The organism is Pedobacter sp. AJM (genome assembly GCF_002197755.1).
Taxonomy (GTDB): domain Bacteria; phylum Bacteroidota; class Bacteroidia; order Sphingobacteriales; family Sphingobacteriaceae; genus Pedobacter.
In genome coordinates, this window is sequence record NZ_NHOT01000003.1 from 121329 (window position 1) to 148140 (window position 26812).

Below are 26812 nucleotides of genomic sequence, written 5' to 3' on the forward strand. Positions count from 1 at the left end.
AGTAAATAAACAGTTGGTTTTAAAACGCTGCAAAGTTTGCATTTTTCCTGAAAAATCTTCTCATCCCAAAATCATTTAATGGCCTAATAAGCTATAGAAATACAGATGCTTGACTCAGGACTCCAGACTCAGGACTCCTTCAACTCCCCTTCCCATTTACTTACTACTGCAGTTGCAATGGAGTTACCCACCACATTAGTGGCAGAACGCCCCATATCCAGCAAAGGATCAATCCCGATTAACAAGGCCAAACCAGCCTCTGGAATATTAAAACTGGCAATGGTACCTGCGATAACGACCAGCGATGCACGAGGTACACCTGCGATTCCTTTACTGGTGAGCATCAGAATAAGTAACATGGAAATTTGTTGTTCGAAACCCAGGTGAATCCCATAAGCTTGTGCAATAAATAATGAAGCAAATGTCATGTACATCATCGAGCCATCCAGGTTGAAGGAGTAGCCCAGGGGAAGTACAAAACTTACAATTTTATCCTTACAGCCGAAACGTTCCAAAAGCATCATCGTTTTCGGATAAGCCGCTTCACTGCTTGCCGTACTGAAAGCTAGAATTGCAGGCTCCTTCATGTCGTTCACTAAACGGAACACCGGCTTTTTTAAGATTAAGAATCCTATAAAGATCAAGAAAACCCATAAAATGGCTAAACCGAGGTAAAATTCACCAATAAATATGGCATAAGTATTTAACACATTTAAGCCCTGCTTGGCTACAATAGCCGTCATGGCACCGAAAACCGCTAATGGTGCAAAGTTCATCACATAGCCCGTCATTTTCAGGATCACATGTGCAATGGCATCAAAAGCTTTAATCACCACCTGACCTAAATCACCAATAGCAGCAGTAGCTACCCCAAAGAATAAGGAGAATACCACGATTTGTAAAATCTCATTGGTGGCCATGGATTCGGCAATACTTTTAGGAAACACATGCGCAATGAAATCCTTTACACTCATAGAAGCCTTCTGGATTCCGGTGTTTACCAATTGATCCGGCAGGGTTAACTGCATGTGTTTTCCCGGCTCAAATAAGTTCACCAAAATTAAACCGAGCACGAGCGACATTAAAGACATTGCCATAAACCAACCTAATGTTTTCCCGCCAATACGGCCCACAGCCTTTATATCGCCAACTTTTGCAACCCCTACTACCAATGTGGTAAATACGAGTGGTGCTACAATCATTTTAATCAACCGGAGAAAAATATCACTTAACAGCGTGAAATACTCCAGTTTCTTTTCCCTGATATCCTCATTCTCTCTTTTGATACCTGCATTCAATTTCCTTTGGGCCTTGAGCTGACTATAAACAGCAGATGTAGTATCAGTAGTTTTGGCAATACTGACTTCAATGTTTTTAACTTTCGCATCAGCATTCAATATATTCTGATTGTAAACATCAATTGAATTAACGTTTAAAATGTAGCCTAAGGCAATACCGGCAATCAGCGCAATGAAAATAAAAAGCGTGAGTTTGTTTTTCTTCATGAATAAAAAAGTTTGTAGCCCTGTTAATTTGGTAAAACTACGATAATTACGTGGTGTAACAAATTTGATTTTCTACTGCAATCCTAAATACTTTAATTTTATCTTCGCTGTAACATTAATATCTAAATTATATCTAAATACCGTTACACGCCCTTAAATGGAACAAAAAGACAAATTATTTAAAGAAATCTTTGATGCCAATTCCAAAAAGATATTCCATTTATGTTATGGTTATACCGGTGATACCGATGCCGCAAATGATCTGTTGCAGGAAACATTCTTAAAAGTATGGCAGAATTTAGATAAGTTCAGAAACAAGTCTTTAATCTCAACCTGGATTTACAGAATTGCGGTAAATACCTGCCTGACCTACTTAAGATCAGAAAAAAGACAGGCTAAGGATGAGTTAACGGAAAATATTATTGAAAATAAAATCGAAGAGTTTTCTGAAAAAAATGAGCAGGTTGCCCTTTTATATAAATGTATTTCTAAACTCGAAGAAAACGATCGTCTCATCATCACCATGGTACTTGACGAGCTACCCTATCATGAAATTGCCGATATATCAGGCATTAGCGAAGGCAATTTAAGGGTTAAAATTCACCGTATTAAACAAAAATTAACAGAACTATACAACCAATATGCAAGCGTTTGATCAAATACAGGAGTTGTGGCAAAAGCACGAGGTAGAAGTTAAGTTTTCTGCTGATGAAATGCTGCAACAGGCTAAAAAGGAGGTAAATGGTTTGAAGTTCAAATCTGCGCTCAATATTATAGGTATGGCAGTTTCATGTATTGCCATTGCAGCTTTATGGTTATTCTTCCACTTTGATTCCTGGACAACCCATTTAGGAATCAGTATCACTATTATTACCATCGGAGTTTATACACTAATTCTGTACAGGGATTACAGGCTGATTGCTAAAGCAGATTTTACGGCTCATCCGCAGGAGTATCTGAATAATTTAAAAACTTACCAGTTAAACCGTTTTAAACTTTACAATTCATTATATTGGTTCTATACAATAGCACTTTCTACAGGTATTATCTTCTATTTTATTGAGATACTGAGTTACCTGAATATGATTCAAAAAGTAGGTGCAATTGGCTTCACTTTTATATGGATTTTGTTTTGCTCAACCATTCTGCGTAAGGCAGTGATGGAGCGGGAAAAAGAAAGAATATCCTTATTGATTGAAAAATTTGAACGGATTAGCCAGCAGATAGCTACACCATAAAATTTAGGCACGGTTTTTTCATAATAAAAGCAGAATGAAAAAACTGATTATACCTATTCTTTTTTTGCTTGTGCTCCCCTTTAACTTTGGGTTTAAAACAGATTTTACTGAACCTGTTCAGATTAACTGGGAAACGCATTTCAAGGGCCAAGCCGATATGAATTCTCCTTTTTTTGCATTAACTGCAATGACCTGGGAATACAGTTATGAATCTGTTGTTTACAGAAACCGCGTTACTATTAAGCTGAAAAACGAAGTCAGGATTGACAAAGATCGTTCTTGGGTAAAATGGGATAGAATCAGAAATCCGCAGGTCAATGCTGATTTGCTTCACCATGAGCAGGGCCATGTAAACATTCAATATATTTTGCTTTCTGAAGCTGAAAGGGTTTTAAAGAACAGAACTTATTCTGTAAATAATTATAAGGCACAAATTTCACAATTGGCAAATGAAGTAAGTACTTACTTTGACACCATGCAGCGCAATTACGATGATGAAACCGAGCATGGTAGCAACCACAAAATGCAGGCCCGCTGGGATCAGATTATTCAAGATAAAATGGAAGAATCAAGAGCGGCCACTTTAGCCGATGCAGGCAAATAATTTTGGTAAAAAAATAATCAATCCGACCGCAACGGCCACAAAAGCTGCAACCAATACGCCTGCAGCAGCCAAATCTTTTACAGTTTTAATTTTAGGATGATATTCGGGAGAAACGACATCTGCCAGCTTTTCTATTGCTGAATTAATGATTTCAGCAATGATAACCATAGCGATAACCAGCAGAACAGCAATCCATTCATAAGCAGATAGCCTTAAACAGAAAGATAATGCAATGGCCACAATGGCTGCAAATAAATGAATCCTGCCATTGTGCTCGTTTATAAAGAATAATTTCAATCCATTGAACGCATATTTAAAACTTTTAGCCCGATCAATAATGGAGAATTTCTGATTTTCGTTCATTTCATATTTATCGATTAGCTCGGAGAAGTCCAGGAATAATTTTTATTGTATTTTCAATTACCTTATTCCATCACCCATCAGTGCAGGATGGCTCTTTCAGCCAATAAAGTTATCATATTTTCTGGTACTATTTTTTCACTTCATTCGCAGAGAAGCTATTGCCACTCAATTTATATTGATAGGTTTTCGTCGCAATTTTCGTTGAATCCGCTGCATCTTTAACAGGAAATGACCTGAATAGATCTCCATTCTTTATGAAAAACTTATCATTCCCGGAATATCCCTTTTTCTGGTTTGAAGTCAGCGATGGGAAACTGATTTTATTAAAACCACCACCAGCATACTCAAACACATTTAAATCCAGCATATTCTTTTTCCGCTGCAGTTGCACATAAATCTCCGGGCTGCCATCATTATCAAGATCCATATTCCAGGCATCGTTTAAAATGCCATTTCTTTCAACAGATTGAGATTTGTAATTATTTCGAACTGAATCCGACATTAGAATCTGGTAGCCACCAACTGAATCTATGCCTTTACCCCAGCTTAATACTTCGAAATTCAAACCTGGCTTTACTTCGATGTCTTTATAGAATCTGAAAGGACTTTTTTCCACTTTTACAGGCTCAATTTTAGCAGTAACGGACTGTTCATCCGTACAGGCAAAACAAAACAGCATCCCTGCAGTGAGCAAGAGATGCTGTAACGTATATCGATATGGTTTCATTTTATCAGGTTATATTTAACCCTTCCAAAATAATAAATTTAGCATTTTATTACAAGCTATATTTTATTTCTTCGCTTCTGTCTTTATTTCAGGCGCGCCATTATTTAAAAGTGTTTCCGTGGTGACACTTCTTTTTCCACTTGGTGCAATCACGATGGTTTTCAATACTCTTTTCTCTCCTTTTGGTACCACTACTTTAAATGGAACGCTATACAAAAATGCATTTTCTGATGGCCGCGATGAATCCAAAGAGTAATAAATTTTACCACCCTGAACAGGCACTTTCAGATCGATCATAAAATCGTCGCCATTTAAGGCTTTGTCACGCTGACCAATTGGTGTAGGCACCCAGAAGTTAACACCCATTTTATCCAGGCGGGCCAGGTGAACGGGCAAACGGTCTTCAGAGAAGTTTTTTAAATCTTTACGCTCAACCGGGCTCCATGCAATTTCAGCAAGCGCCATCAAACGTGGGAAAGCGTGATTTTCTATTTTATTAGTGGTTTTGATGTATTCGGTCCACATATTTGCCTGAACACCTTTTATGTATTTTTTTTGATCAGCAGTCAGCACTTTTGGAACAGGATCATAAGCGTAAATTTTTTGGTAAGGTGCCAAACCACCGATGGTTACAGGTTCATCAGGCGATTCGGATTGCTGATGATCGATATATAATCCCATAGAACCCGGCGTCATAATTACATCGTGGTTTTGTTGTGCAGCTGCAATTCCACCAGCCTCGCCTCTCCAGCTCATTACCGTTGCATTTGGCGCGAGGCCACCTTCCAGAATTTCATCCCATCCAATAATGGATCGACCTTTTTCATTCACATGTTTCTCAATAGTCTGAATGAAATAACTCTGCAGTTCATGCTCATCCTTTAAGCCCTTCTCTTTCATTAAGGCCTTGCAAAATGGAGATTCTTTCCAATAGGTTTTGGGTGCTTCATCGCCGCCGATGTGAATGTATTTAGATGGAAAAATGGCAATTACTTCGTCCAGAACGTCATTCAGCATTTTAAATGTATTTTCTGATGGCACAAAAATATCGTCAAAAACGCCCCAGGTTTGCTGTACCTGTTTGCCTTTTCTTGATCCGGCCCAGGCAGTTTTATCACTTACAAAAGTATCACGGTCTGGAAAACAGCTTAAAGCAGGGTAAGCGGCAATTGCTGCTGATGCATGTCCGGGCAATTCAATTTCAGGAATAATGGTGATATAACGTTCAGCTGCATACTTCACAAGTTCCTTTGCTTCATCCTGCGTATAAAAACCTTTTACTTCTGTAAGATAATTTCCCGTTCCGGGATAACGACCAATAATAGATCCATTTCTTACTGAACCCACGGATGTTAATTTTGGATATTTTTTAATCTCTATCCTCCAGCCCTGGTCATCCGTTAAATGCCAGTGGAAAGTATTGATTTTATAATAAGCAAGCTGATCAATATATTTTTTGATGAAAGAAATCGGAAAGAAATGACGACAAACGTCCAGCATCGTTCCACGATAGCTAAAACGTGGATAATCATTAATGGTAACTGCCGGAATCGTAATTTTATCACCGGTTTTTTCAGGCATCATTTGCATCACAGATTGAACAGCATAAAATAAACCTGCACCTCTGCCTGTGATAACAATCTGATTAGAATTAACTTTAATGGTGTATCCTTCATTTGGTAACTGATCTGCTCCAACAGAAGTTAACAGAATACTTTTTTGATTGGGCTGAATAATTTTACTTTCTCTTAAAGCAAAACCTGCTTTGTTAACAATAAAGGCATTTAATAAATCATTCATCCTGGGGCCATCAATGCTCTGGTTGACCAATACTGTTGTTTTGTCCAGGATGAAATTTCCATTGGCCCTGGTAATGGACACCGGTGCCGGAATGATGCCCAGGTTTGGATCACTTTGTGCAAATACACTTATGCTCATTAATACACCAATAAAAACGTGTAATGCTTTGTTCATATTCAGGTTTAATTTTAAGGTTTATATTAAATTTATCTAATATAGAAATTACCTAAAGAATCTCCATCACACTTTTTTGTTACGCAAAAAAAAAGAGAAACCTGAAAGGGCTTCTCTGCATAAATATTGCTAAATAATTTTAGGCTTCAACAGGGTGTTCCTTAGCGGCCAGGTATCTTTCTGCATCCAAAGCAGCCATACAACCAGATCCTGCAGCAGTAACGGCTTGCCTGTAATACATATCCTGCACATCTCCACAAGCAAAAACCCCTTCAATATTAGTCAAAGTTGAACCTGGCTTGGTTAACAAATAACCGGTTTCATCCATATCCAGCTGACCTTGAAAAATATCAGTATTTGGTTTATGACCTATAGCTACGAAGAAACCTTCTACAGCAATTTCTGAAACTTCATTAGATTGGTTATTAACCACCTTAACTGCGGTCACATTTTTACCGTTACCCAGAATTTCCTGTGTTTCGGTATTATAATGTACTATAATATTTGGTGTGGCCAATACACGGGCTACCATGGCTTTTGAGGCCCTGAATTCATCCCGGCGAACCAATAAGTGAACCGTTTTACAAAGTTTAGCCAGATAGGTGGCTTCTTCTGCAGCAGTATCACCGGCACCAACAATGGCTACGTCCTGCCCCTTAAAAAAGAAACCATCACAAACTGCGCAAGCGGATACGCCAAAGCCATTATACTGTTGTTCGCTTGGTAGGCCCAGCCATTTTGCTGTGGCACCTGTTGCGATAATAACAGTATCAGCCGTCATGGTTTTAATTTCATCAACCACTACCTTGTGCGGCGTTGAAGAAAAATCTACAGAACTGATAAAACCGAAACGGATATCTGTACCAAAACGTTCTGCTTGTTTACGGAAATCTTCCATCATTTCCGGCCCCATGATGCCTTGTGGGTATCCAGGGAAATTTTCTACATCTGTAGTTTGGGTTAACTGACCACCAGCTTGCATGCCAGTGTACATTATAGGCTTTAAATCAGCTCTGGCGGCGTATATTGCTGCTGTATATCCTGCAGGACCAGAACCAATGATTAAACACTGAACGTGCTCGTTTTCTTGTGACATTATAGTGTGTTTTTGAAATTCTTAAACTGAGGAACAAATTTAATGCTTTAAACATTTGTTAACAAATATACATTGTCAACATAGTTTACTTATTAACATTGCAATAATCAGGTAGATTAAATCAAAGACAAACCATTACACTAAACCTGTTTAATTTTTATTTTATTTTAGTGACATAACTTGCCGCTCCGGAAACTCTTGAAATGGCCTTACCATTTTTATTTGGGCTTGACGTATAGGTAACACCAGAATCAGCTCCCTGTACATGGATTACTTTGACGCCCTGCGCTTTAACCTTTATACCTGCCCCGGTTACCTTAATGCTATTACAGTTTCCGGTAATTACCACATTAATGCTACTGCCCACGATATTGATATTTTCCTTTCCTGTAGCTTCTATATTCTTGTTAAGACTACTACCTGTAACGTTGATGGTTTCGCCTGTCTCCTGTGTTCCTGTGCTTACTTTTTGGGCTTTGGTCAACAGCGGCGTGGTGAATAAAAGGGCAAGAGCTAAGCCTACAATCGTTTTTTTAAAGTTTTTCATATTTAGTCATTTTAGCTTTCCCAATCAACAAAGATTATACCACTGATGCTCTAGCTCAAGTTTGTATAACCCCAACAGTAAATTTCCTGGTAATTGGTGATTGATTCGCCGCTTCAATCCCCATGGAAATTACCTTCCTGGTTTCCAGTGGATCGATAATTCCATCAACCCAAAGTCTGGCAGCAGCATAATAAGGCGTAGTCTGGCTATCGTATTTATCTGTAATTTCTTTCAGCAATTCAGTTTCTTTTTCTGGTGTGATTACCTCACCTTTTGCCTTTAAAGATGCCTGTTGTATCTGCAACAGCGTTTTTGCCGCCTGTGAACCACCCATCACTGCAATTTTAGCAGTTGGCCAGGCATAGATTAGTCGTGGATCGTAAGCTTTTCCACACATGGCATAATTACCAGCACCGTAAGAATTGCCAATCACAATGGTAAATTTAGGTACGACGGAATTGGCTACTGCATTCACCATTTTAGCACCATCTTTAATAATGCCACCATGTTCTGAGCGACTTCCTACCATAAATCCAGTAACATCCTGTAAAAATACTAGCGGAATCTTTTTTTGATTGCAGTTCATAATAAATCGGGTCGCTTTATCTGCACTATCAGAATAAATCACACCGCCAAATTGCATCTCTCCTTTTTTAGATTTCACTACCTTCCGTTGGTTAGCAACGATTCCGACAGCCCATCCATCAATGCGAGCTAAACCACAAACAATGCTTTGCCCGTATCCTTTTTTATATTCTTCAAATTCCGAATGATCAACCAAGCGGTTGATGATGTCCATTATTTCGTATTGCTTATCCCGGTTTTCCGGAATAATTCCATAAAGTTCTGCTTCATTTTCTTTAGGTTTTGCAGGCTGAATGCGATCGAAACCCGCATTTTGTGGTGCGCCTAACATACTCATGATGTTCCTGATGCTATCCAAACAAGCCTGGTCATTTGGATGCTTATAATCGGTAACACCGGAAATTTCGCAATGTGTGGTGGCTCCACCTAAGGTTTCATTATCAACGTCCTCTCCTATTGCTGATTTTACCAGATAAGAACCGGCTAAAAACACCGAACCTGTTTGATCAACAATCATGGCTTCATCACTCATGATGGGAAGGTAGGCCCCTCCAGCTACACAAGCCCCCATAATGGCCGAAATTTGTACAATTCCATCTGCAGACATCATCGCATTGTTGCGAAACATCCTTCCAAAGTGTTCTTTATCCGGAAAAATCTCATCCTGCATGGGCAAATAAACGCCAGCACTATCCACTAAATAGATTACTGGAAGTCGATTTTCCATCGCGATTTCCTGCGCCCGAAGATTTTTCTTGGCGGTTAATGGGAACCAGGCACCAGCTTTTACGGTTGCATCATTGGCCACAATCATGCATTGTCTACCTTTCACATAACCAATTCCACAAACTACACCAGCAGATGGACAGCCACCTTGTTCTGCATACATGCCGTCGGCAGTAAAGGCACCAACTTCCAGAAATTCTGAATCTTTATCAATGAGATAGGCAATTCGTTCACGAGCCAATAACTTCCCTTTCTCTTTTTGTTTGGCAGCATTTTTTTCACCGCCACCCTGATAGATTTTTTTGAGTCTGGTTTTCAGTTCGTAAACCAACTGTTTGTTTACATCTTCGTTCTTGTTGAATTCGATATCCATGGAGGCAATTTAAATCTTATTTTGGAATTAAACATAGCGACCAAATTGGTTTCTGGTCTATACCCGATTTTAATCGCTAAGAAAGCAGAGAGGAAGATACAAGGAACACCAAGTTGGTGTTAACACAGCGCATTAGATTCTTGCATCTACTTTATGTGATCTATAAATCTCAGCCTTCTTTGTGGTAAAACCTAATGTCTTAATTGCGATTAGAAATAAAAATAACCACTGATGAAACAGCGAAAAAAGCTCCAAGTAAACACAGAGATAAAGGTTAGAATCTCTGTGCTCTTCGGTAAACTCGGTGGTTAAAAATTTACACACCCACCTTAGCGAAAAACGATCTGAATTTTAGATTTTAAATCAACTTACTATTCTATTCCGCAATAAAGTGATACAAGAAAACCACTTCACCTGTAAAAGCAGGTTTTTTCTGACCTTCAATTTCCATTTCAATCGCCATGTGTACCTTTGTTACTCCTCTTAAGTTGACAATAGAAGCCAGTTTAGCTTTAAGCCTGATTTTTGCATTTACGAGTACAGGTTGTGCAAATCTTAAACTTTCGATACCATAATTGATCTCCATTTTCAGATTCTGAATATCTACAATCTCTTTCCATAAATATGGAATAAGTGAAAGTGTCAGGTAGCCATGAGCAATAGTAGAGCCGAAAGGCCCCTCATTTTTGGCTTTATCTTCATCGGTATGAATCCATTGAAAATCAAGCGTGGCGTCTGCAAACTTGTTGATCTGTTCCTGAGTGATCGTATGCCACGAAGAAACACCAAGTTCTTTACCCAAATGTTGTTCAAATTCTGCGTGAGATGTAATAATTTGCATTTTTATGAATTATTTTATTACTAAATTTTAATTGATAACATTTTAAACCTTAAAATAAAACCATCTTATATGAGGTCTTTTTCTTTAAACCAAACTTCATCCGGAACAGCCGAAAAATGATCCATTTTTTCAATTAATACGGTGGCATCCGATTCATTGAAAACCAAATCACGATTTGCAGGTTTTAAAAATTTACGTTGGACCATTATTTCCATCTGAGCAAACAGTGGATCATAAAATCCATTGACATTCAATACCCCGATAGGTTTATTGTGTAAGCCTAACTGCAGCCAGGTAAGTACTTCAAAAAATTCTTCGAGGGTACCAAAACCGCCAGGTAAAATCATAAAACCATCACTTAAGTCGGCCATTTTCTGCTTCCGCTGATGCATGTTTTCAGTCAGGATCATTTCGGTAACGCCTTTATGTCCTACTTCTTTATCCATCAGAAACTGAGGAATTACCCCTGTAACCAGCCCACCTAAATCCAATACATCATTGGCTAAAAGCCCCATCACACCTACACTTCCTCCGCCATAAACGAGTCTGATTTCTTCTTTAACTAATATCTCTGCTAACTGTTTAATGGCATTACGTAACTGTGCATCACCATTAAAGTTTGAACCACAGTATACGCAAACTGCTTTAAGCTTATTCATTTGATTCTAAAAATTTACCGAAGTTAATATTTTCCGGGCGCTCTGTAAATTTTTATTCTGCAAAAAACTGTTGCAGGTATATTTAAGCCTACGCATGTCAATTGTAGCAACAGTAATTATAGAAAATTTAGTTTTATCTTATAAATTTAATTAGCACATACCTGAAGTGAAATCAATAAAAAAGCGCCAAAAAATTGGCGCTTCTAGCAAGTGCAAAAAGAGAAAATTAAAAACTGTATCGGAAAGTAGCACCGTATGTTCTTGGATCACCTAATACCCCGGCGTATAAACCTGAATTACCTGCTGCAGCCTGTAACTGCTCGTAATAGTTTTTATTGGCTAAGTTTCTGCTCCAAACAAAAACCGAAAACTTATCCGATTTAAAGCCAAGTCTCGCATTCAAAAGTGAATAGCCCTGTACATTTAGTACGCTTGATGGTGTTGGATTAGAAGAATAAGTAGAACGGTAGCTGGCGTCACCGGCAATAAAATAGCGACCTGCTTTAGTAGCCAAATTTCCGGGTGTGCTAAACTCTGCACCACCAGAAACATTCCATTTTGAGATCCCGGGCAACCTTCCACCAGATGCATCTTTAAAAGCTACTTGAGTAGCCACGCCATTCACTAATTCGGTATGACCGGTTTCTTCCAGCGGAAGCGGTGCATTGGTAAACGTTACATATTTTCCGTCAAGATAAGCCAATGCCGCATTTAATGTTAAGAAACGTTCCAGCTGATAGGTTCCATCAATCTCCAAACCTTTAACGTTCACTTTCTCCGCATTGGCCAGGTACCCCCTGTTTACACCCAATTGCGGCGATTGCACATTGGTTTGATAATCTTTAATATCGGTATTGAAAGCGGTTACATTCAGGATTGCGCCTTTGAAAGGTTTCGTTTTAACGCCAAGTTCATAGTGCTCCACATATTCAGGTTTTACTACCGCTAATGATAAATCGGCTTGTCCGTTAGGTGTGGTTGGCAAACCACCTACATTTACGCCAACTGGTTTGTAAGCAGTAGAAAAGGTTCCATATACATTTAATTTAGGGTTTGGTCTGTAGGATACTGTGATGTTACCTGATAAATTATTATTTTCCGTACTGGTATTAAATTGCTGGTTGCTGTAAACAGCTGCTTTCAGCGCCAGCAGTGCAGCATCAGTAGTTTGTAAACCACCGTAAGTATTTCTGTCATAGTCAACGTCTTTTTTATCATAGGTAAACCTTAACCCTGGGAGCACATGTAAATGATCAATCACTTCCCAATCTACCTGACCAAAAACGGCGGTGCTTAATGATTTAATGGTTGAATTGGTTCTGATTCCATAACCATCCAACAAACCTGGTGTCGAGTATAGTGCCTGAGCACCTGTGTTACCTGTTTGTACAAACCTCCACTGATCTTTACCCACTTCTTCCGTCTGCCCTAAACCCTGAAGATTTTGACTTAACGCGAAAACTCCAATAACACCACTCAGCTTTTCTGTGATGTTACCTGCATACCTGATTTCTTGAGAATACTGATCGTGTCGCGAATTTCCCTGCGATTTTGTTAACGCTGAAAGTTCAGAGAAATCTCTGTCATTGGTTGGATCCCAGTTCCAGAATCTCCAGGCTGTTGTTGATGTTAATGTTCCATTTCCTATTTTATAATCAACGTTTAAAGATATTCCTCCTATAGATTGATTGTGTCGCCAAGGCGTATTGGTATTAATTTCTCTGGAAAAAGGATCAATTTTAGGTTGCTGATAACCCAGGTCTGATACGATCCTGGCATATTGGCGATATGCACTTCTTTCAGTGGGGCTTACCCCGGCAATTACTAGCGGATAACCTGCAGGATGCTGAATACTGACATCACCACTCAACAAAATTTTCAATTTATCTGACGGTGTGAAATACAATTGTCCTTTAAAACCAAGGTTATTCTGCCCGCTGTATCTTCGCTCCTCTCTCGTATTGTAAATGGTACCATCTCGCTGTGTACCGGAGATGGAGATTTTTGCAGCGAGATTTTTTGCCACACCTCCGGAAACTGATGTTTTAGCTTGTATGAAATTATAGTTACCTACACTCATTTCCACTTTAGCGGTAGGTGTTTGCATTGGTTTTGTTGTGGTGATATTGAAGGCACCCGCAGTAGTGTTTTTGCCAAAAAGCGTCCCCTGAGGTCCGCGGATAACTTCTATTTGTTCAATATCAAGAAAATCTGTCGACGTGGCAGCTGGACGGGCATGATAAACGCCATCAACATAAAAACCCACTCCTGGGTCAATCCCATCATTGGTTAAACCAAAGGTAGAACCCAAGCCTCTGATATTTAACGTCGTATTTCGGGCGTTTGAAGCATATAGCTGTACAGATGGCACCAGTTCCTTTAAACGGTTTACGTTAAAAGCGCCGGCGTTTTCTGCAGCCTGACCGCCAATCACCGTAATGGGGATAGGTACATCCTGCAGAACCTCAGATCGTCTTCTGGAAGTTACCACAATCTCGTCTAGCTGAGTATCTTCTACCAAAATCAGTTCAATAGGTGTTTCCTGGAAATTTAAAATCTGAAAATCCTGCGGTTTGTAGCCCACATAACTGATTCTGAGATAAAATGGCGGTTGTTGCCTGGCATCAATAGTAAAGGCACCGTTTGCATCGGTTAGGGTGGCAGTTTTGGTCCCCCTGATGGTAATGGTAGCTCCAGGAATGGTCATATTATTGGCGCCTTTGACAATACCCTTTACCGTATTTTGAGCGAATATTGTACTTGTGGAAATGATGATGGTAAATAAAATAAGTAAACTTTTCTTCATGATTAATTTAGTGGTGTTTGGTTTATATTTTTAATTGCCGTGCCGTGGGAAAAATTTCCAAGAGTGTTTAAACAACAATAATAATTAGCGCAATTCATTATACATTTTATATTAAATCTATAGATTTAGTAGACAAATATATTAAAAAAAAGCATTCTTCAAATTTTATGCTGCAAAAATTGTGATTTGACGTTTTGCTGCAGAAAAAGCTATGTTTCATAAACATGTAGTAACGTAAACAATTTTGTAGCTAGATAATGAATTAATTTGCATGTAATGGCCGCAGATTTAGATAACTCATCATTTCAGTACGTGATGAATTCTATGCAGATTTGACTTATTGATGGGAGAAAAAAGTATAAAAAAGTGGGGCTATCTTTTAGGATGCCCCACGTAGTAATATTGTTCGTTTAGAAGATTTCCCAATGCCGCTGAATATGCAATTGAATGGAAAGCTTTAACGCTTTTGGCTTTCAGCTTATCTCGTATAATTAGGTGCTTCTTTGGTAATGGTGATGTCGTGTGGATGACTTTCACGCATCCCGGCTGCTGTAATCTGAACAAATTGTGCTTCCTGTAATGCCTCAATCGTAGCTGCACCGCAGTAGCCCATGCTTGCGCGAAGTCCGCCGATGTACTGATACATCACCTCTGCCAAAGTACCTTTAAAAGGAACACGACCAACAATTCCTTCCGGAACTAATTTCTTAATATCATCTTCCACATCCTGGAAATAACGGTCTTTAGAACCTTGCTCCATGGCCTCAATAGAACCCATTCCACGGTAAGATTTAAATTTACGTCCTTCGTAGATAATGGTTTCACCTGGAGACTCTTCTACTCCGGCGAATAACGAACCAGCCATTACCGTATCTGCACCAGAAGCAATTGCTTTTGCGATATCGCCAGTGTGTTTAATACCACCATCGGCAATTACCGGAACACCTGTTCCTTTTAATGCCTTAGCACATTCGTAAACGGCATATAATTGTGGCACACCTACACCAGCAATAATTCTGGTGGTACAAATTGAGCCCGGACCAATACCCACTTTAACGGCATCAGCACCAGCATCTGCTAAAAACTTAGCTGCTGCACCGGTAGCAATATTACCAACAATTACCTGCAAATCAGGATATTTTGCTTTTACTTCTTTTAATTTATCAACAACACCTTTCGAATGCCCGTGAGCGGTATCAATAGTAATGACATCAACACCCGCACTAACCAAAGCATCAACTCGCTGAAGGGTATCGGCAGTTACGCCAACCGCGGCACCAACACGTAAGCGACCACGTTCATCTTTACAGGCAGCAGGGTAATTTTTTACTTTTGAAATATCTTTGAAAGTGATTAAACCACTTAAATAACCATCTTTAGAAACAACTGGCAATTTCTCGATTTTATAATTTTGAAGAATTTCTTCTGCCTGTACCAGGTTTGTTCCTTCCGGGGCAGTGATCAGATTTTCTTTTGTCATGACTTCAGCAATTGGCCTCGCCATATTTTTCTGGAACCGCAAATCACGGTTGGTGATAATGCCAACCAATTTATTATCGCTACTCACTACCGGAATGCCACCAATTTTGTGTTCTTTCATAATTTTGAAAGCATCGGCAACTACCGCGGTTTCTAACAAAGTAACCGGATCCTGAATCATTCCGCTTTCTGAACGTTTAACCTTACGAACTTCTTCGGCTTGTCTGTCGATCGTCATGTTTTTGTGCAACATCCCGATACCACCATTTTGCGCAATGGCAATGGCTAGTTCAGCTTCTGTTACCGTATCCATTGCAGCAGAAATCAATGGGACGTTAAGCTTAATTTTTTTAGTTAAGAAAGTGGCTGTATTTACATCGCGGGGAAGAATTTCAGAATATGCGGGTACCAGAAGTACGTCGTCATAAGTTAAACCTGTTGCAATAAATTTTGTGGAGTCGAGTTGCATAGCAAATAAATTACGATTTATTATTTGCCAGGCAAAGATAAGATAAATAAGTTGATTTCTAAAACTAGATTGTGTTTTGGAAATGTAAAAAGGAAATAAAAAAGCCCCGCAGATAGGCGAGGCGCTAAATGTTTTCACAACGGAATAATCCTTATTGTGATTTGCTTTCAAGTCAAAGATATAATTAATTTTAATATACCATATACGGGAAACCGTAATGAATTAGAATTAAATGAATTTAAGTTTGATTATGATATTAACGATGTTGGTTTGTTGGGATTGAAAAAATTAAACCAGATATTGTTAAGATATTTAAAATAATCGCTCATGAAGAAAATATTAGGACTTGATTTAGGAACAACATCTATTGGTTTTGCATATGTAAAAGAAAGTGATGATTTATCAAATTCTTCTATTGAAAAAATTGGTGTTCGAGTAAATCCACTAATTACAGATGAGCAAACCAACTTTGAAAAGGGCAAGCCTATTACTATTAATGCAGACAGAACATTAAAACGAGGAGCAAGGAGAACACTAGACCGTTACCAACTCAGGCGTTCTAATTTAATTTATGCATTAGCCAAAGCAAATATCATTACTAATGATACCATCCTGGCAGAAGATGGAAAAAATACTACTCATTCTACTTTTGCACTAAGGGCAAAATCTGCTGTTGAGAAAGTAGAAAAAGATGAGTTTGCAAGGATTCTATTAGCCATAAATAAAAAGAGAGGTTACAAAAGTAGTCGTAAGGCTAATAATGAAGATGAGGGCCAGGCGATTGATGGAATGTTAAATGCTAAAAAATTATATGATGAAAATTTAACTCCTGGTCAACTCTCCTATCAATTACTAATAGAAGGAAAGAAACAATTACCAGACTTTTATCGATCTGATTTACAGGCAGAACTTGATAAAGTGTGGGAATTTCAGAAACAATTTCATCCTGAAATTTTAACAGATCAATTTAAAAAAGAATTGATTGGAAAAGGGCAACGAGCAACATCTGCTATTTTTTGGAAAACATACAATTTCAATACTTCAGATATAAAAGGCAGTAGAGAAGAAAAAAAATTAAAAGCTTACGAATGGCGAAATAACGCGATCAGTCAACAATTAGATAAAGAAGAAGTTGCCTATGTAATTACGGAGATCAACAATAATTTAAATAATTCTAGTGGTTATCTTGGTGCAATTAGCGACAGAAGTAAAGAATTATATTTTAATAAACAGACTGTTGGTCAGTACTTGTATAAACAAATTCAGGATAATCCACATGCAAGATTAAAAAATCAAGTGTTCTATCGCCAGGATTATTTTGATGAGTTTGAAACCATTTGGGAAACGCAATCAAAGTTTCATCCCGAGTTAACGGAAGAATTAAAAAAAGAAATTCGGGATATTATTATTTTTTATCAACGAAAATTAAAATCACAGAAAGGTCTGGTTAGTTTTTGCGAATTTGAAAATAAAGAGATTGAGATTGATAGAAATGGACAAAAAGTTAAAAAAACTATTGGTTTAAAAGTTGCGCCGAAATCTTCTCCCCTATTTCAGGAATTTAAGATTTGGCAGGTACTTAACAATGTGCTCATCAGAAAAAAAGGCAGCAAAAAGCGTGTACTTAAAGATGCCAATCAAGAAGAAATTTTCAGCTTAAGCTTAGAAGATAAACAAGCTTTGTTCAACGAATTAAACATCAAAGGAAATTTAAAAGCCAATAAGATTATCGAATTACTGGGCCGGGATACCAAAGAATGGGAGATCAATTATAGTGAGATTGAAGGCAATCGAACCAATAAAGCTTTTTATGATGCATATCTTAAAATATTGGAAACAGAAGGTTATAATGAAGATTTATTAAAACTATCTGACAAAGATGAAATTAATATTACCGAATTAAGCACACCCGTGGCAGAAATCAAAGATATGATTAAGCGTATTTTTGAAGTTTTAGAAATCGACCAAAATGTTTTAGAATTCGATGCAGAGTTAGATGGTAAGGATTTTGAACAACAGCCATCTTATCAGTTGTGGCACTTACTATATGCTTATGAGGGAGATAATTCTGCAAGTGGTAATGATAAATTGCACGATTTACTCGTAAAAAAGTTCTGTTTTAAAAAAGAGCATGCTAAAATTTTAGCTAACGTAAGTTTATCTGATGATTATGGGAACTTAAGTGCTAAAGCGATACGAAAAATCTATCCATATATAAGAGAATTACAATATGATAAGGCTTGCTTTCAGGCTGGCTATAAACATTCTGCCTCATCATTAACTAAAGAAGAAATTGCCAATCGACCATTAAAAGACAAGTTAGATTTACTAAAGAAAAATAGCTTACGTAATCCTGTTGTTGAGAAAATCCTTAATCAGGTAGTTAATGTAGTAAATACTTTAATTGAAACGAACAGTGAAAAAGATGCAGATGGCAAAATTATTAAACACTTCAAATTTGATGAAATAAGAATTGAGCTGGCTAGAGATTTAAAGAAAAATGCAAAAGAGCGGGCAGAAATGACCACAAATATCAATTCGGCAAAAATTGCTCATGAAAAGATTTTCAAACTATTGCAAACAGAATTCGGCGTAAAAAATCCAACCAGAAATGATATAATTAGATACAAGCTTTACGAAGAATTAAAAAACAATGGATACAAGGATTTATATACAAATACCTATATCGCAAGAGAAATCTTATTTAGTAAACAAATAGATATTGATCACATTATTCCTCAATCCAAAGTATTTGATGATAGCTTTTCTAATAAAACGGTAATTTTTAGAAAAAATAATTTAGATAAAGGAAATAAAACTGCTTATGATTATGTAGATAGCAAATTTGGAAAAGATAAACTAGCTGATTTTGAGCAGAGGATAGAATTTCTTTTTGAGCAAGGTAAAAAAAATAAAGAAGAGGGAATTTCAAAAGCTAAATATCAGAAATTATTAAAAATGGAAGCTGAAATTGGTGATGGCTTTGTTGAACGTGATTTAAGAGATAGCCAGTACATTGCAAAGAAAGCAAGAAACATGCTTTATGAAATCTGTAGAGTTGTTACACCCACAACCGGAAGTATAACTGATAAACTTCGATCAGACTGGGATTTAATCAATATTATGCAAGAACTCAATTTCGATAAGTTTAAGAAATTAGGTTTAACTGAACAGGTAGAGAAAAAAGATGGCAGTTTTAAAGAACGTATTATCGATTGGAGTAAACGAAACGACCATCGGCACCATGCCATGGATGCCTTAACCATTGCTTTTACGAAACAAAGCCATATTCAATACCTCAACTTTTTAAATGCCAGAAAAAATGAAAATCACAAAGAACATAACGCCATTATTGGTATTGAAGGCAAAGAAACTACTTGGAGATACGATGATGAGGGAAACAAAAAGCGTGTATTTAATTTGCCATTACAAAATTTCAGAGAAGAAGCCAAAAGGCATTTAGAAAATGTATTGGTTTCGTTCAAAGCAAAAAATAAGGTAGTCACCAAAAACAAGAACAAAACTAAATCTGCCAAAGGCGAAAAAACAAAAATTGAACTTACTCCAAGAGGGCAATTACATAAAGAAACGGTTTATGGGAAGTATCAATACTATGTTAGCAAAGAAGAGAAAGTAAGCATTAAATTTGATCAGGACACAATTAATAAAGTGTCGAATCCAACTTATAAAAAGCTTTTATCACAACGTTTAGCAGAACATAGTAACGATCCTAAAAAGGCTTTTACTGGAAAAAATACATTAGTCAAAAACCCTATTTATTTAGACAATAATAAAACGGAAATCTTACCCGAAACGGTAAAGCTAATCTGGTTAAAAGATGATTACTCAATAAGAAAAGACATCACTCCTGATAATTTCAAGGATACTAAAATTATTGAGAAGATTTTAGATGAGGATATAAAGCGCATTTTAAAACAAAGATTAGAAGAATACAATAATAACACGAAAGATGCTTTTTCTGATTTAGATAAAAATCCAATTTGGCTGAATAAGGAAAAGGGTATTTCAATTAAAAAGGTTAAGATTAGTGGCGTTAACAATGCAGAAGCTTTACATTATAAAAAAGATCATTTAGGTAATGAGATTTTAGATGAGAATAACAAACGAATACCTGTTGACTTTGTAAGTACTGGTAATAATCATCATGTAGCAATTTACAAAGACGAAAAGGGCAATTTACAGGAAAGAGTAGTTTCGCTTTTTGATGCCATTCAATTAGTAAACGATAGAGAACCAGTTATATCTAAAGATTATAACCAAGGTTTAGGATGGCAATTTTTATTTACCATGAAACAAAATGAATACTTTATTTTCCCTAATGAACAAACTGGTTTCGATCCTAAAAGTATTGATTTATTAGACCCTAAAAACAATAAGGAAATTAGCCTTAACTTATTTAGAGTACAGAAAATTGCCACAAAAGATTATTTTTTCAGACACCATCTTGAAACTAATGTTGAAGATAACTCAAAATTAAAAGGGACAACCTGGAGAAGAGAAGGTTTAGGAGGAATTGGTAAAATTATTAAGGTTCGTATAAACCATATCGGTGAAATTGTAAAAATAGGAGAATATTAATCAGAAAATATTGCTAAACAAATAACAAGCCACTCCTAAAACTTCTTCCACAAAAAAACCGCGAATTTCGACGAGGGAAGATTTAATCAGAATGGTTGCACCTGGAAAGAGGTGTTTCCTATGCTTTTTAATACGCTCGGTTCTTCGCGGTACCATCTGTCGTATGTTTAAGCAAAGGGCCACCTTTTTCTGGGTGTTTAATTTAAAACATTAAACCCCAACGCTCATGCCCTCACTACACTGGATTGGAAAAGAAAAGGTCATCAACCATCATCATGATGTACCTTTCAATGTTTTATACAAATCAAATCACTATCCTGACTATATTTTATATACACAATCCGGACAAATCATTTTATTAGAAACTAAAGGCGATGACAGGGATAATTCTGACAGTCAATCTAAATGTAGATTAGGAAATAAATGGGCTGAGCTGGCCGGAGAAAGGTTTAACTATTTCATGGTTTTCGAAAATAATCAGGTAGATGGCACATTTAGTGTCAGCAAAGCATTAACACTGATAAAAGAATTATAAGATGATCAAAAGGACACTTCATTTTAGCAATCCGGCCTATTTAAGTCTGCAAAAAAATCAGCTAGCTATCGATTTACCACACTTAAAATCGCTTGGAGAGCAGGAATCAAAAAAATCTATTCCGATAGAAGACATTGGCATTATCATTTTAGACAATCAGCAAATAACCATTACCCACGGATGCATTGCGGCTTTATTGGAAAATAATGCGGCCATCATCACCTGTAATCAAAGTCGTCATCCTACCGGGATGATGCTGCCTATAGACGGTCATAACACCCAAAGTGAACGGTTCCGCTATCAGATTGACGCTTCGCAACCGCTTAAAAAACAACTGTGGCAACAAACCGTTCAAGCTAAAATTCTAAATCAGGCAGCTGTACTTTTCAATCGAGGCATTGCCTGCGACAATATGGTGCATTTGGCCAAATCAGTTCGTTCTGGAGACCCTGATAATTATGAAGGCCGGGCCGCAGCCTATTACTGGAAAAATGTATTTCCTAAAAAGTTAGACTTCTTTCGTGGCCGGGAGGGCGATCCACCTAATAATCTACTTAATTATGGCTATGCAATTTTAAGAGCTATTGTTGCCCGTGGATTGGTTTGTTCGGGCCTGCTCCCTACTCTGGGCATACACCACCGGAATAAATACAACGCCTATTGTCTGGCGGATGATATTATGGAACCTTATAGGCCTTATGTTGATGAGATCGTTTTAGGAATTATAGATAGAGGCGAAAACTTTTTAGAATTGGGAACTTCTATTAAAATGCAGCTTTTGGGGATTGCTACCGCTGATGTACAATTTCAGAAAAGCAAAAGTCCGCTGATGGTTGGATTACAGAGCACAACTTCTTCTCTGGCGAGATGTTATGAAGGAACGACTCGAAAAATCATCTATCCAATGATGAAAAACTTCGATACCAGGCGGCCATATAATTATAATTTTTCTAATGAGCTTTCCATCATGAATAGTGAAAATTTGGAAGCTACCGGTCAAAATACTAGCGAAGACAAATTACCTTTTTAATGCATGCGTTTAAATGAATATCGAATTTTGTGGGTATTAGTATTTTTTGATCTTCCTACTGAAACCAAAAAGGAACGAAGTGTTGCAAGCAGGTTTCGTAAAGACATTATGCGTGATGGGTTTGCAATGTTTCAATTTTCCATCTACCTGAGGCACTGCAGCAGCAGAGAAAATGCAGATGTTCATATTAAACGAGTTAAAAAATTATTACCGGAAAAGGGCCACATTGGCATCATGACCGTTACCGATAAACAATTTGGAATGATGGAATTATTTTACGGTCGGAAAGAAAAGGAGCTCCCCGATACACCTCAACAGCTCGAACTATTCTAAAAAAAGCACATTACAATTTAATAAATACTTAGAATAAAAATCCTGGCGCAATTGCACCAGGATTTTTTTAATTCTAATTTTTGAACTAACCTACTGACGGATAGTTATTTGAAACCATGTATGTTGTTGTAAATATCAGTAGTTCAAAGAATGAAAGCAAATCACAACTGGAAAAACCAATTGTCCGCACGGTGGCGAGTTGTTGTAAATATCAGTAGTTCAAAGAATGAAAGCAAATCACAACAAGTTACTTTAATATCCGCACCAGCAGATCGTTGTTGTAAATATCAGTAGTTCAAAGAATGAAAGCAAATCGCTACCAAGGACCAACCGGAAAGCACGGTATTGCAGTTATTGTAAATATCAGCAGTTCGGCAGCATTCAAGCAAATTACGACCAATGGTCAGAACATATAACGAACATGTTTGTTGTTTGCAAAAAATAAGTGCTTCAAAGAATTAAGTTTGCAAATTCATGCATATCTATAAAAATTTGAGTGTTTTTTTAAACCAACAGTTAGAATTATAGCTTCAAGCAAAAAGGGTCTCAGCATTAACCAAGACCCTTTTTGTTTCATACTCACGAAATATTATTTTTCAGAGTTTTTCTTTTCAGTTACTTCTGCACGGATTTCTTGTGCTAATACTTTAAGATCTTGCATCGCTTTACGTACACGAGTACCAGCAGCTGCATTGCCAGCATTATAAAATTTTTCCACATCTGCTTCGATAGCAGCAACAGCAGCTTTAACTTTTGAGAATTTTTCCATCGCTAATTGATGTTTTTAAGGTTTAAAAAATTTATTTTTTTCCAATAATACATATTTACCTTGAATTAACAAGAGAAAGCATATTTTAATTTAAAATAAGTTTTACACATATTCACAATCTAAAAATGCCCCTGGCGTATTATACAAGTATTTTATTTAATAATGTGAGAAAATATGTTCACTTAATTTATTTGTTTCGAAAGCCTGATCAGATTATCAAAAGTTTGATTAGCGCTATTTACACAAACTTCATAATCAGCTTCCTCAACCTTTTCATTTATTATACTTACAAATTTTTTCCATTTAGCACCTAATTCTGCCCCATAAACACCGTAATAATGCAAACCATCCCCATTATCTTTAAAATTTGGATTAGCTAAGATATGTTTCTTAATTACGTTTCCGCCTAATGTAGCTCCTTCTAAAACATATAATGCACCCAAAATCGCTGCATTGTTCTGGTCAGGAATAAATAAGTCAAAATCTAAAGCCGGTAAGGTTAAGCTGTCAATATTCCAATATGCTAAATCTTTTTCCAGTGCATTAAGTTTTAATCGGCTATTCATATCCAATTCCTGCGCGAGATTGGTTTCAAGCATGTTGGCCAGCTTATTTTCCAGCCTTTGATGGATAATATAATTGATGGTAAGGAGTTTCTTATAATCATTTACACTTAGCGTGTGATTCATAATGTCGTGAACAAACATTAACGATTCCAGTTTTTTATGTTTTTCTGCTGTTTCTGTTCTTAATATATCGGCAATCATTCTATTCGTTATTTTTAAATTAAAATGGATATAAAAATAAAAGATTCGAATAAACCATCCGAATCTTTTATTTTTATTTTATTATATTGAATTAATTCATTCTCAGGTGCTTGTTAAACCAGAAATCGTGTACCGAATGTACACATTTCACCAGGTTATCATAGCCATCAGGCTTAGTAAGATATGCATTGGCACCAAATTCAATAGATGCTTTTACATCATCCGGATTATCCGAAGTAGAAAATAAAATTACTGGTATAGATTTTAAATAAGGAATATCGCGTATAAATTTCAGCAAATCCAATCCGGACAATCCCGGCAGGTTTAAATCCAATAAAATTAATTTGGGTTTGATTTTACTTTCTGCAAACTGTTGCAGTTTGGCCAAAGCTTTGGCGCCGTCTTCAACAATTGCAATATTCAATGTATCTCCTACCTCCTTGATGGCACTCTGCATAAAAAAAGCATAATCTTCATCATCCTCAACGTAAAATATATCTGGTGTACTCATTATTGTAAATTTTTAAAAGCTACGTAAAACGTAGACCCGGCATTCAGCTTGCTTTCAAACCAAACGCGGCCGTGATGCCGCTCAACCACTCGTTTAACAATGGCTAAACCAACACCAGTCCCTTCAATTTCCTTAACATTATCCATGCGCTTAAACAGTTCAAAAACCCTGTCGTAATACCTGTTATCAATTCCTATACCATTATCTTTAATGGCATAAACCGTTTCTCCTCCCTCAATATACGCAGAAATCTCTATGACAGGTTTTTCTACCATTAAAGAGTATTTGACCCCATTACTCATCAGATTGGTAAATACTTGCGCAATCATGGTCCTATCTCCCTTTATATTTGGCAAATGGCCTAAAATCAATTCGGATTTGTCTGCTTTGAAAGCCGCCCATACTTCAGATTTGATTTCTTGTATCAAGGATGGCATATCAATGGTTTCAAAATTAATTTCAGAACGCCCTACCCTTGCTAAATTTAAGATTTCCTTAATGAGGAAATTCATTTTATCAGCACCAATTAAAATCCTGCTCAACATCTTGATTGCATGATCATCAAGACTTTTGTTTTTCAGCATTAATTCTGCATATGTTTTGATAGAAGTTAATGGTGTTCTTAAGTCATGAGAGATGGTATAACTGAAAGTATCAAGCTCTTCATAAGCAGATTGCAATTTTTCATTCAATAACCTGATTTCATTGGCCTTTTTATTTACATCCGTAATGATAATTTCACGAATCCTTAAAACGGAGGCAATTTCTTCTGCCATCCATTTTTCAGAGGTATTGCTGACCACTTCCGACCAGGCTTCAAAAGATTTTCTGGGTGATAGATTAAGTAAACCATTTTCAGACAATACAACTTCTTTATCTGGATTTCCAGCCCAGTTTATGGTTGTTATGAGTTCAGGCTTAAACCAAATAATCATTTCGCCAAGATCTTTACTGATATTACAGGCCAAGATTCCTGAAGCAATGTCTTTATATTTCTTTGCCGGCGAATGTATTTCTGATAAACGATGGGTATAGTAGATGGATTCATCGTTGCTGGTTTTCAACCATTCTGCCAATTCTAAAATATCTTCATCAACCGGAACCTGCCCAATTGTTTTTAGTCTCTTTTCAAAAATTATAGCTGCACCCGTTGCATTGGTAATAGATAAAATATTTCTTTGATGATCGGTAAGGGCATCAATCAAATACTTATCCTGGCTGAGGTATTCAGAAAGTATGGCTGCAGTGCTTTTAAACTGTTCAACCATTTCAGAATCTTCTTCGTCCTGGCGATATTCCAATGCGGATGACAAGATCTGACCAATCAGTTTCGCACCTTCCCTTGCTTTATAATCAATAAATTTAGGTGAATAATTATGGCAGGCAATTAATCCCCATAGTTCACCATGAGAGATCAGCGAAATACTGAAACTGGAATACACACCCATATTTTTTAGATATTGGATATGAATCGGTGAAACTGCCCTTAAATTAGATTTTGTTAAATCTAATGGCTGATCGGTTAAATAAGTTAAGATATCGGAATCCTGCTCATTAACATCAGCTATTAACCTGGTTAAATTTAGTTTATATAATTCCCTTGCCTGTTTTGGAATATCGGATGCCGGATAATGAAGCCCGAAAAAAGGTTCAAGCTCATCATTTTTTTCTTCTGCAACTACTTCTCCATGACCATCATTTAAGAACTTATAAATCATGACACGATCATAATTGATGAGTTTTTTAACTTCAAGCGCTGCACCTTTTAATAAAGAGGAAACACTCCTGCCCTGCAACATGGCAGATGCCGAACGTCCGATTATGCCTTGAATGTCATATTGTAAGGTTACAGGTTCAAATTCTATCAACCAGTTATTTTCAGATTCGGAAATTGTAATATAATACGGCTTTTTATCAATATTTATCGGATGAGGATTAATGGCATCAAAATTTTTCCTGATTATACCTAGTTTAAGTAAATCCTCTATGTTGAATTCTGGTTCCTGCTGCGTTAAAAGATGGTCCAGTGCCGAAAGCGGCTGATCAAGAAGACCACTCGCCTGTTTGCTCAAAAAATAATTAATATTCTCACTTACATAGGTAATGTGAAAATCGTTTTTATGTACGGCAATTAAAAAACCATGTGCCTGAATTTTTCCAGGGATATGAATGGGCTCTTTATCGCAATTTGTAAGATCTACAGAAAATTGATTCATATTAAATTTAGATGCTACAAAAATATTAGAATTTTTCAATTAATAAGTATGAAGCATAGG

At 37.0% G+C, this 26812-nt stretch carries 22 protein-coding genes; 7 read left to right on the forward strand and 15 right to left on the reverse strand.

Features of this window, described 5'->3' with window-relative positions:
* Nucleotides 1-128 precede the first annotated feature (128 nt).
* On the reverse strand, nucleotides 129-1505 hold the full coding sequence (locus tag CBW18_RS06375) for a dicarboxylate/amino acid:cation symporter (protein WP_088300481.1): 1377 nt from the start codon (nucleotides 1503-1505) through the stop codon (nucleotides 129-131).
* 157 nt (nucleotides 1506-1662) lie between these two features.
* Between CBW18_RS06375 and CBW18_RS06380 the strand changes: the two genes are divergently transcribed.
* Genes CBW18_RS06380 through CBW18_RS06390 form a run of 3 tightly spaced genes read left to right on the forward strand, consistent with a single transcriptional unit; the run spans nucleotide 1663 to nucleotide 3347 of the window.
* A complete protein-coding gene (locus tag CBW18_RS06380; protein WP_088300482.1) occupies nucleotides 1663-2160 on the forward strand; it encodes an RNA polymerase sigma factor in 498 nt (165 codons plus the stop codon).
* Entirely contained in the window at nucleotides 2147-2743 is a 597-nt protein-coding gene (locus CBW18_RS06385) for a hypothetical protein (RefSeq protein WP_088300483.1), read from the forward strand. Before CBW18_RS06380 ends, CBW18_RS06385 begins: the two co-directional genes overlap by 14 nt.
* Nucleotides 2744-2777: 34 nt before the next feature.
* Complete coding sequence (locus CBW18_RS06390; RefSeq protein ID WP_088300484.1) at nucleotides 2778-3347, forward strand: DUF922 domain-containing protein; 570 nt, start codon at nucleotides 2778-2780, stop codon at nucleotides 3345-3347.
* Here CBW18_RS06390 and CBW18_RS06395 read toward each other — a convergent pair.
* The 10 genes from CBW18_RS06395 to guaB all read right to left on the reverse strand — a co-directional run bounded on the left by CBW18_RS06395 (nucleotide 3327) and on the right by guaB (nucleotide 15992).
* Entirely contained in the window at nucleotides 3327-3710 is a 384-nt protein-coding gene (locus CBW18_RS06395) for a diacylglycerol kinase family protein (RefSeq protein WP_088300485.1), read from the reverse strand. The genes CBW18_RS06390 and CBW18_RS06395 overlap by 21 nt on opposite strands.
* Before the next feature lie 127 nt (nucleotides 3711-3837).
* Complete coding sequence (locus CBW18_RS06400; protein WP_088300486.1) at nucleotides 3838-4437, reverse strand: hypothetical protein; 600 nt, start codon at nucleotides 4435-4437, stop codon at nucleotides 3838-3840.
* 63 nt (nucleotides 4438-4500) lie between these two features.
* Entirely contained in the window at nucleotides 4501-6411 is a 1911-nt protein-coding gene (locus tag CBW18_RS06405) for a family 20 glycosylhydrolase (RefSeq protein ID WP_088300487.1), read from the reverse strand.
* 139 nt (nucleotides 6412-6550) lie between these two features.
* Complete coding sequence (gene trxB / locus CBW18_RS06410) at nucleotides 6551-7507, reverse strand: thioredoxin-disulfide reductase (protein WP_088300488.1); 957 nt, start codon at nucleotides 7505-7507, stop codon at nucleotides 6551-6553.
* 157 nt (nucleotides 7508-7664) lie between these two features.
* Complete coding sequence (locus tag CBW18_RS06415) at nucleotides 7665-8054, reverse strand: DUF3060 domain-containing protein (RefSeq protein ID WP_088300489.1); 390 nt, start codon at nucleotides 8052-8054, stop codon at nucleotides 7665-7667.
* A gap of 55 nt (nucleotides 8055-8109) precedes the next feature.
* Nucleotides 8110-9738 carry an acyl-CoA carboxylase subunit beta gene (locus CBW18_RS06420; protein ID WP_088300490.1) on the reverse strand — a complete coding sequence of 543 codons (1629 nt, stop codon included), beginning with the start codon at nucleotides 9736-9738 and terminating at the stop codon, nucleotides 8110-8112.
* Nucleotides 9739-10114: 376 nt separating this feature from the next.
* Nucleotides 10115-10579, reverse strand: a complete 465-nt coding sequence (locus CBW18_RS06425; protein WP_088300491.1) for a MaoC family dehydratase — start codon at nucleotides 10577-10579, stop codon at nucleotides 10115-10117.
* Nucleotides 10580-10644: 65 nt separating this feature from the next.
* Nucleotides 10645-11238 (reverse strand): TIGR00730 family Rossman fold protein, encoded by a 594-nt coding sequence (locus CBW18_RS06430; RefSeq protein WP_088300492.1) that lies wholly within the window; start codon nucleotides 11236-11238, stop codon nucleotides 10645-10647.
* A 226-nt stretch (nucleotides 11239-11464) separates the two neighbouring features.
* Nucleotides 11465-14044, reverse strand: coding sequence for a TonB-dependent receptor (locus CBW18_RS06435; RefSeq protein ID WP_088300493.1), 2580 nt, complete (start codon nucleotides 14042-14044; stop codon nucleotides 11465-11467).
* A gap of 478 nt (nucleotides 14045-14522) precedes the next feature.
* Complete coding sequence (guaB, locus tag CBW18_RS06440) at nucleotides 14523-15992, reverse strand: IMP dehydrogenase (RefSeq protein ID WP_088301304.1); 1470 nt, start codon at nucleotides 15990-15992, stop codon at nucleotides 14523-14525.
* A gap of 327 nt (nucleotides 15993-16319) precedes the next feature.
* On the opposite strand from guaB, the gene cas9 reads away from it, so the two are divergent.
* The 4 genes from cas9 (at nucleotide 16320) to cas2 (ending at nucleotide 22489) form a co-directional block, all read left to right on the forward strand.
* Entirely contained in the window at nucleotides 16320-20591 is a 4272-nt protein-coding gene (cas9, locus tag CBW18_RS06445; RefSeq protein WP_088300494.1) for a type II CRISPR RNA-guided endonuclease Cas9, read from the forward strand.
* A 226-nt stretch (nucleotides 20592-20817) separates the two neighbouring features.
* The gene (locus CBW18_RS06450; protein WP_088300495.1) at nucleotides 20818-21126 is read left to right on the forward strand and encodes a hypothetical protein; all 309 of its coding nucleotides are present in this window, start codon (nucleotides 20818-20820) and stop codon (nucleotides 21124-21126) included.
* A gap of 1 nt (nucleotide 21127) precedes the next feature.
* A complete protein-coding gene (cas1, locus tag CBW18_RS06455) occupies nucleotides 21128-22156 on the forward strand; it encodes a type II CRISPR-associated endonuclease Cas1 (protein ID WP_088300496.1) in 1029 nt (342 codons plus the stop codon).
* A 27-nt stretch (nucleotides 22157-22183) separates the two neighbouring features.
* Nucleotides 22184-22489: a CRISPR-associated endonuclease Cas2 gene (cas2, locus tag CBW18_RS06460; RefSeq protein WP_253248979.1), complete on the forward strand. Its 306-nt coding sequence runs from the start codon at nucleotides 22184-22186 to the stop codon at nucleotides 22487-22489.
* 589 nt (nucleotides 22490-23078) lie between these two features.
* Here the strand turns inward: cas2 and CBW18_RS06465 are convergent.
* The 4 genes from CBW18_RS06465 to CBW18_RS06480 form a co-directional block, all read right to left on the reverse strand.
* Complete coding sequence (locus CBW18_RS06465) at nucleotides 23079-23258, reverse strand: hypothetical protein (protein ID WP_029285984.1); 180 nt, start codon at nucleotides 23256-23258, stop codon at nucleotides 23079-23081.
* 182 nt (nucleotides 23259-23440) lie between these two features.
* Nucleotides 23441-24025 (reverse strand): biliverdin-producing heme oxygenase, encoded by a 585-nt coding sequence (locus CBW18_RS06470; protein WP_088300498.1) that lies wholly within the window; start codon nucleotides 24023-24025, stop codon nucleotides 23441-23443.
* A 91-nt stretch (nucleotides 24026-24116) separates the two neighbouring features.
* A complete protein-coding gene (locus CBW18_RS06475; protein WP_088300499.1) occupies nucleotides 24117-24536 on the reverse strand; it encodes a response regulator in 420 nt (139 codons plus the stop codon).
* A complete protein-coding gene (locus CBW18_RS06480) occupies nucleotides 24536-26752 on the reverse strand; it encodes an ATP-binding protein (RefSeq protein ID WP_088300500.1) in 2217 nt (738 codons plus the stop codon). The genes CBW18_RS06475 and CBW18_RS06480 overlap by 1 nt, the downstream gene beginning before the upstream one ends.
* Between the last annotated feature and the right edge of the window lie 60 nt (nucleotides 26753-26812).

What these genes read in the sequence shown, in the direction of transcription:
- CBW18_RS06375 (WP_088300481.1), bottom strand. Translation starts at nt 1,505, where the DNA reads ATGAAGAAAAACAAACTCACGCTTTTTATTTTCATTGCGCTGATTGCC.
- CBW18_RS06380 (WP_088300482.1), top strand. Translation starts at nt 1,663, where the DNA reads ATGGAACAAAAAGACAAATTATTTAAAGAAATCTTTGATGCCAATTCC.
- CBW18_RS06385 (WP_088300483.1), top strand. Translation starts at nt 2,147, where the DNA reads ATGCAAGCGTTTGATCAAATACAGGAGTTGTGGCAAAAGCACGAGGTA.
- CBW18_RS06390 (WP_088300484.1), top strand. Translation starts at nt 2,778, where the DNA reads ATGAAAAAACTGATTATACCTATTCTTTTTTTGCTTGTGCTCCCCTTT.
- CBW18_RS06395 (WP_088300485.1), bottom strand. Translation starts at nt 3,710, where the DNA reads ATGAACGAAAATCAGAAATTCTCCATTATTGATCGGGCTAAAAGTTTT.
- CBW18_RS06400 (WP_088300486.1), bottom strand. Translation starts at nt 4,437, where the DNA reads ATGAAACCATATCGATATACGTTACAGCATCTCTTGCTCACTGCAGGG.
- CBW18_RS06405 (WP_088300487.1), bottom strand. Translation starts at nt 6,411, where the DNA reads ATGAACAAAGCATTACACGTTTTTATTGGTGTATTAATGAGCATAAGT.
- trxB (WP_088300488.1), bottom strand. Translation starts at nt 7,507, where the DNA reads ATGTCACAAGAAAACGAGCACGTTCAGTGTTTAATCATTGGTTCTGGT.
- CBW18_RS06415 (WP_088300489.1), bottom strand. Translation starts at nt 8,054, where the DNA reads ATGAAAAACTTTAAAAAAACGATTGTAGGCTTAGCTCTTGCCCTTTTA.
- CBW18_RS06420 (WP_088300490.1), bottom strand. Translation starts at nt 9,738, where the DNA reads ATGGATATCGAATTCAACAAGAACGAAGATGTAAACAAACAGTTGGTT.
- CBW18_RS06425 (WP_088300491.1), bottom strand. Translation starts at nt 10,579, where the DNA reads ATGCAAATTATTACATCTCACGCAGAATTTGAACAACATTTGGGTAAA.
- CBW18_RS06430 (WP_088300492.1), bottom strand. Translation starts at nt 11,238, where the DNA reads ATGAATAAGCTTAAAGCAGTTTGCGTATACTGTGGTTCAAACTTTAAT.
- CBW18_RS06435 (WP_088300493.1), bottom strand. Translation starts at nt 14,044, where the DNA reads ATGAAGAAAAGTTTACTTATTTTATTTACCATCATCATTTCCACAAGT.
- guaB (WP_088301304.1), bottom strand. Translation starts at nt 15,992, where the DNA reads ATGCAACTCGACTCCACAAAATTTATTGCAACAGGTTTAACTTATGAC.
- cas9 (WP_088300494.1), top strand. Translation starts at nt 16,320, where the DNA reads ATGAAGAAAATATTAGGACTTGATTTAGGAACAACATCTATTGGTTTT.
- CBW18_RS06450 (WP_088300495.1), top strand. Translation starts at nt 20,818, where the DNA reads ATGCCCTCACTACACTGGATTGGAAAAGAAAAGGTCATCAACCATCAT.
- cas1 (WP_088300496.1), top strand. Translation starts at nt 21,128, where the DNA reads ATGATCAAAAGGACACTTCATTTTAGCAATCCGGCCTATTTAAGTCTG.
- CBW18_RS06465 (WP_029285984.1), bottom strand. Translation starts at nt 23,258, where the DNA reads ATGGAAAAATTCTCAAAAGTTAAAGCTGCTGTTGCTGCTATCGAAGCA.
- CBW18_RS06470 (WP_088300498.1), bottom strand. Translation starts at nt 24,025, where the DNA reads ATGATTGCCGATATATTAAGAACAGAAACAGCAGAAAAACATAAAAAA.
- CBW18_RS06475 (WP_088300499.1), bottom strand. Translation starts at nt 24,536, where the DNA reads ATGAGTACACCAGATATATTTTACGTTGAGGATGATGAAGATTATGCT.
- CBW18_RS06480 (WP_088300500.1), bottom strand. Translation starts at nt 26,752, where the DNA reads ATGAATCAATTTTCTGTAGATCTTACAAATTGCGATAAAGAGCCCATT.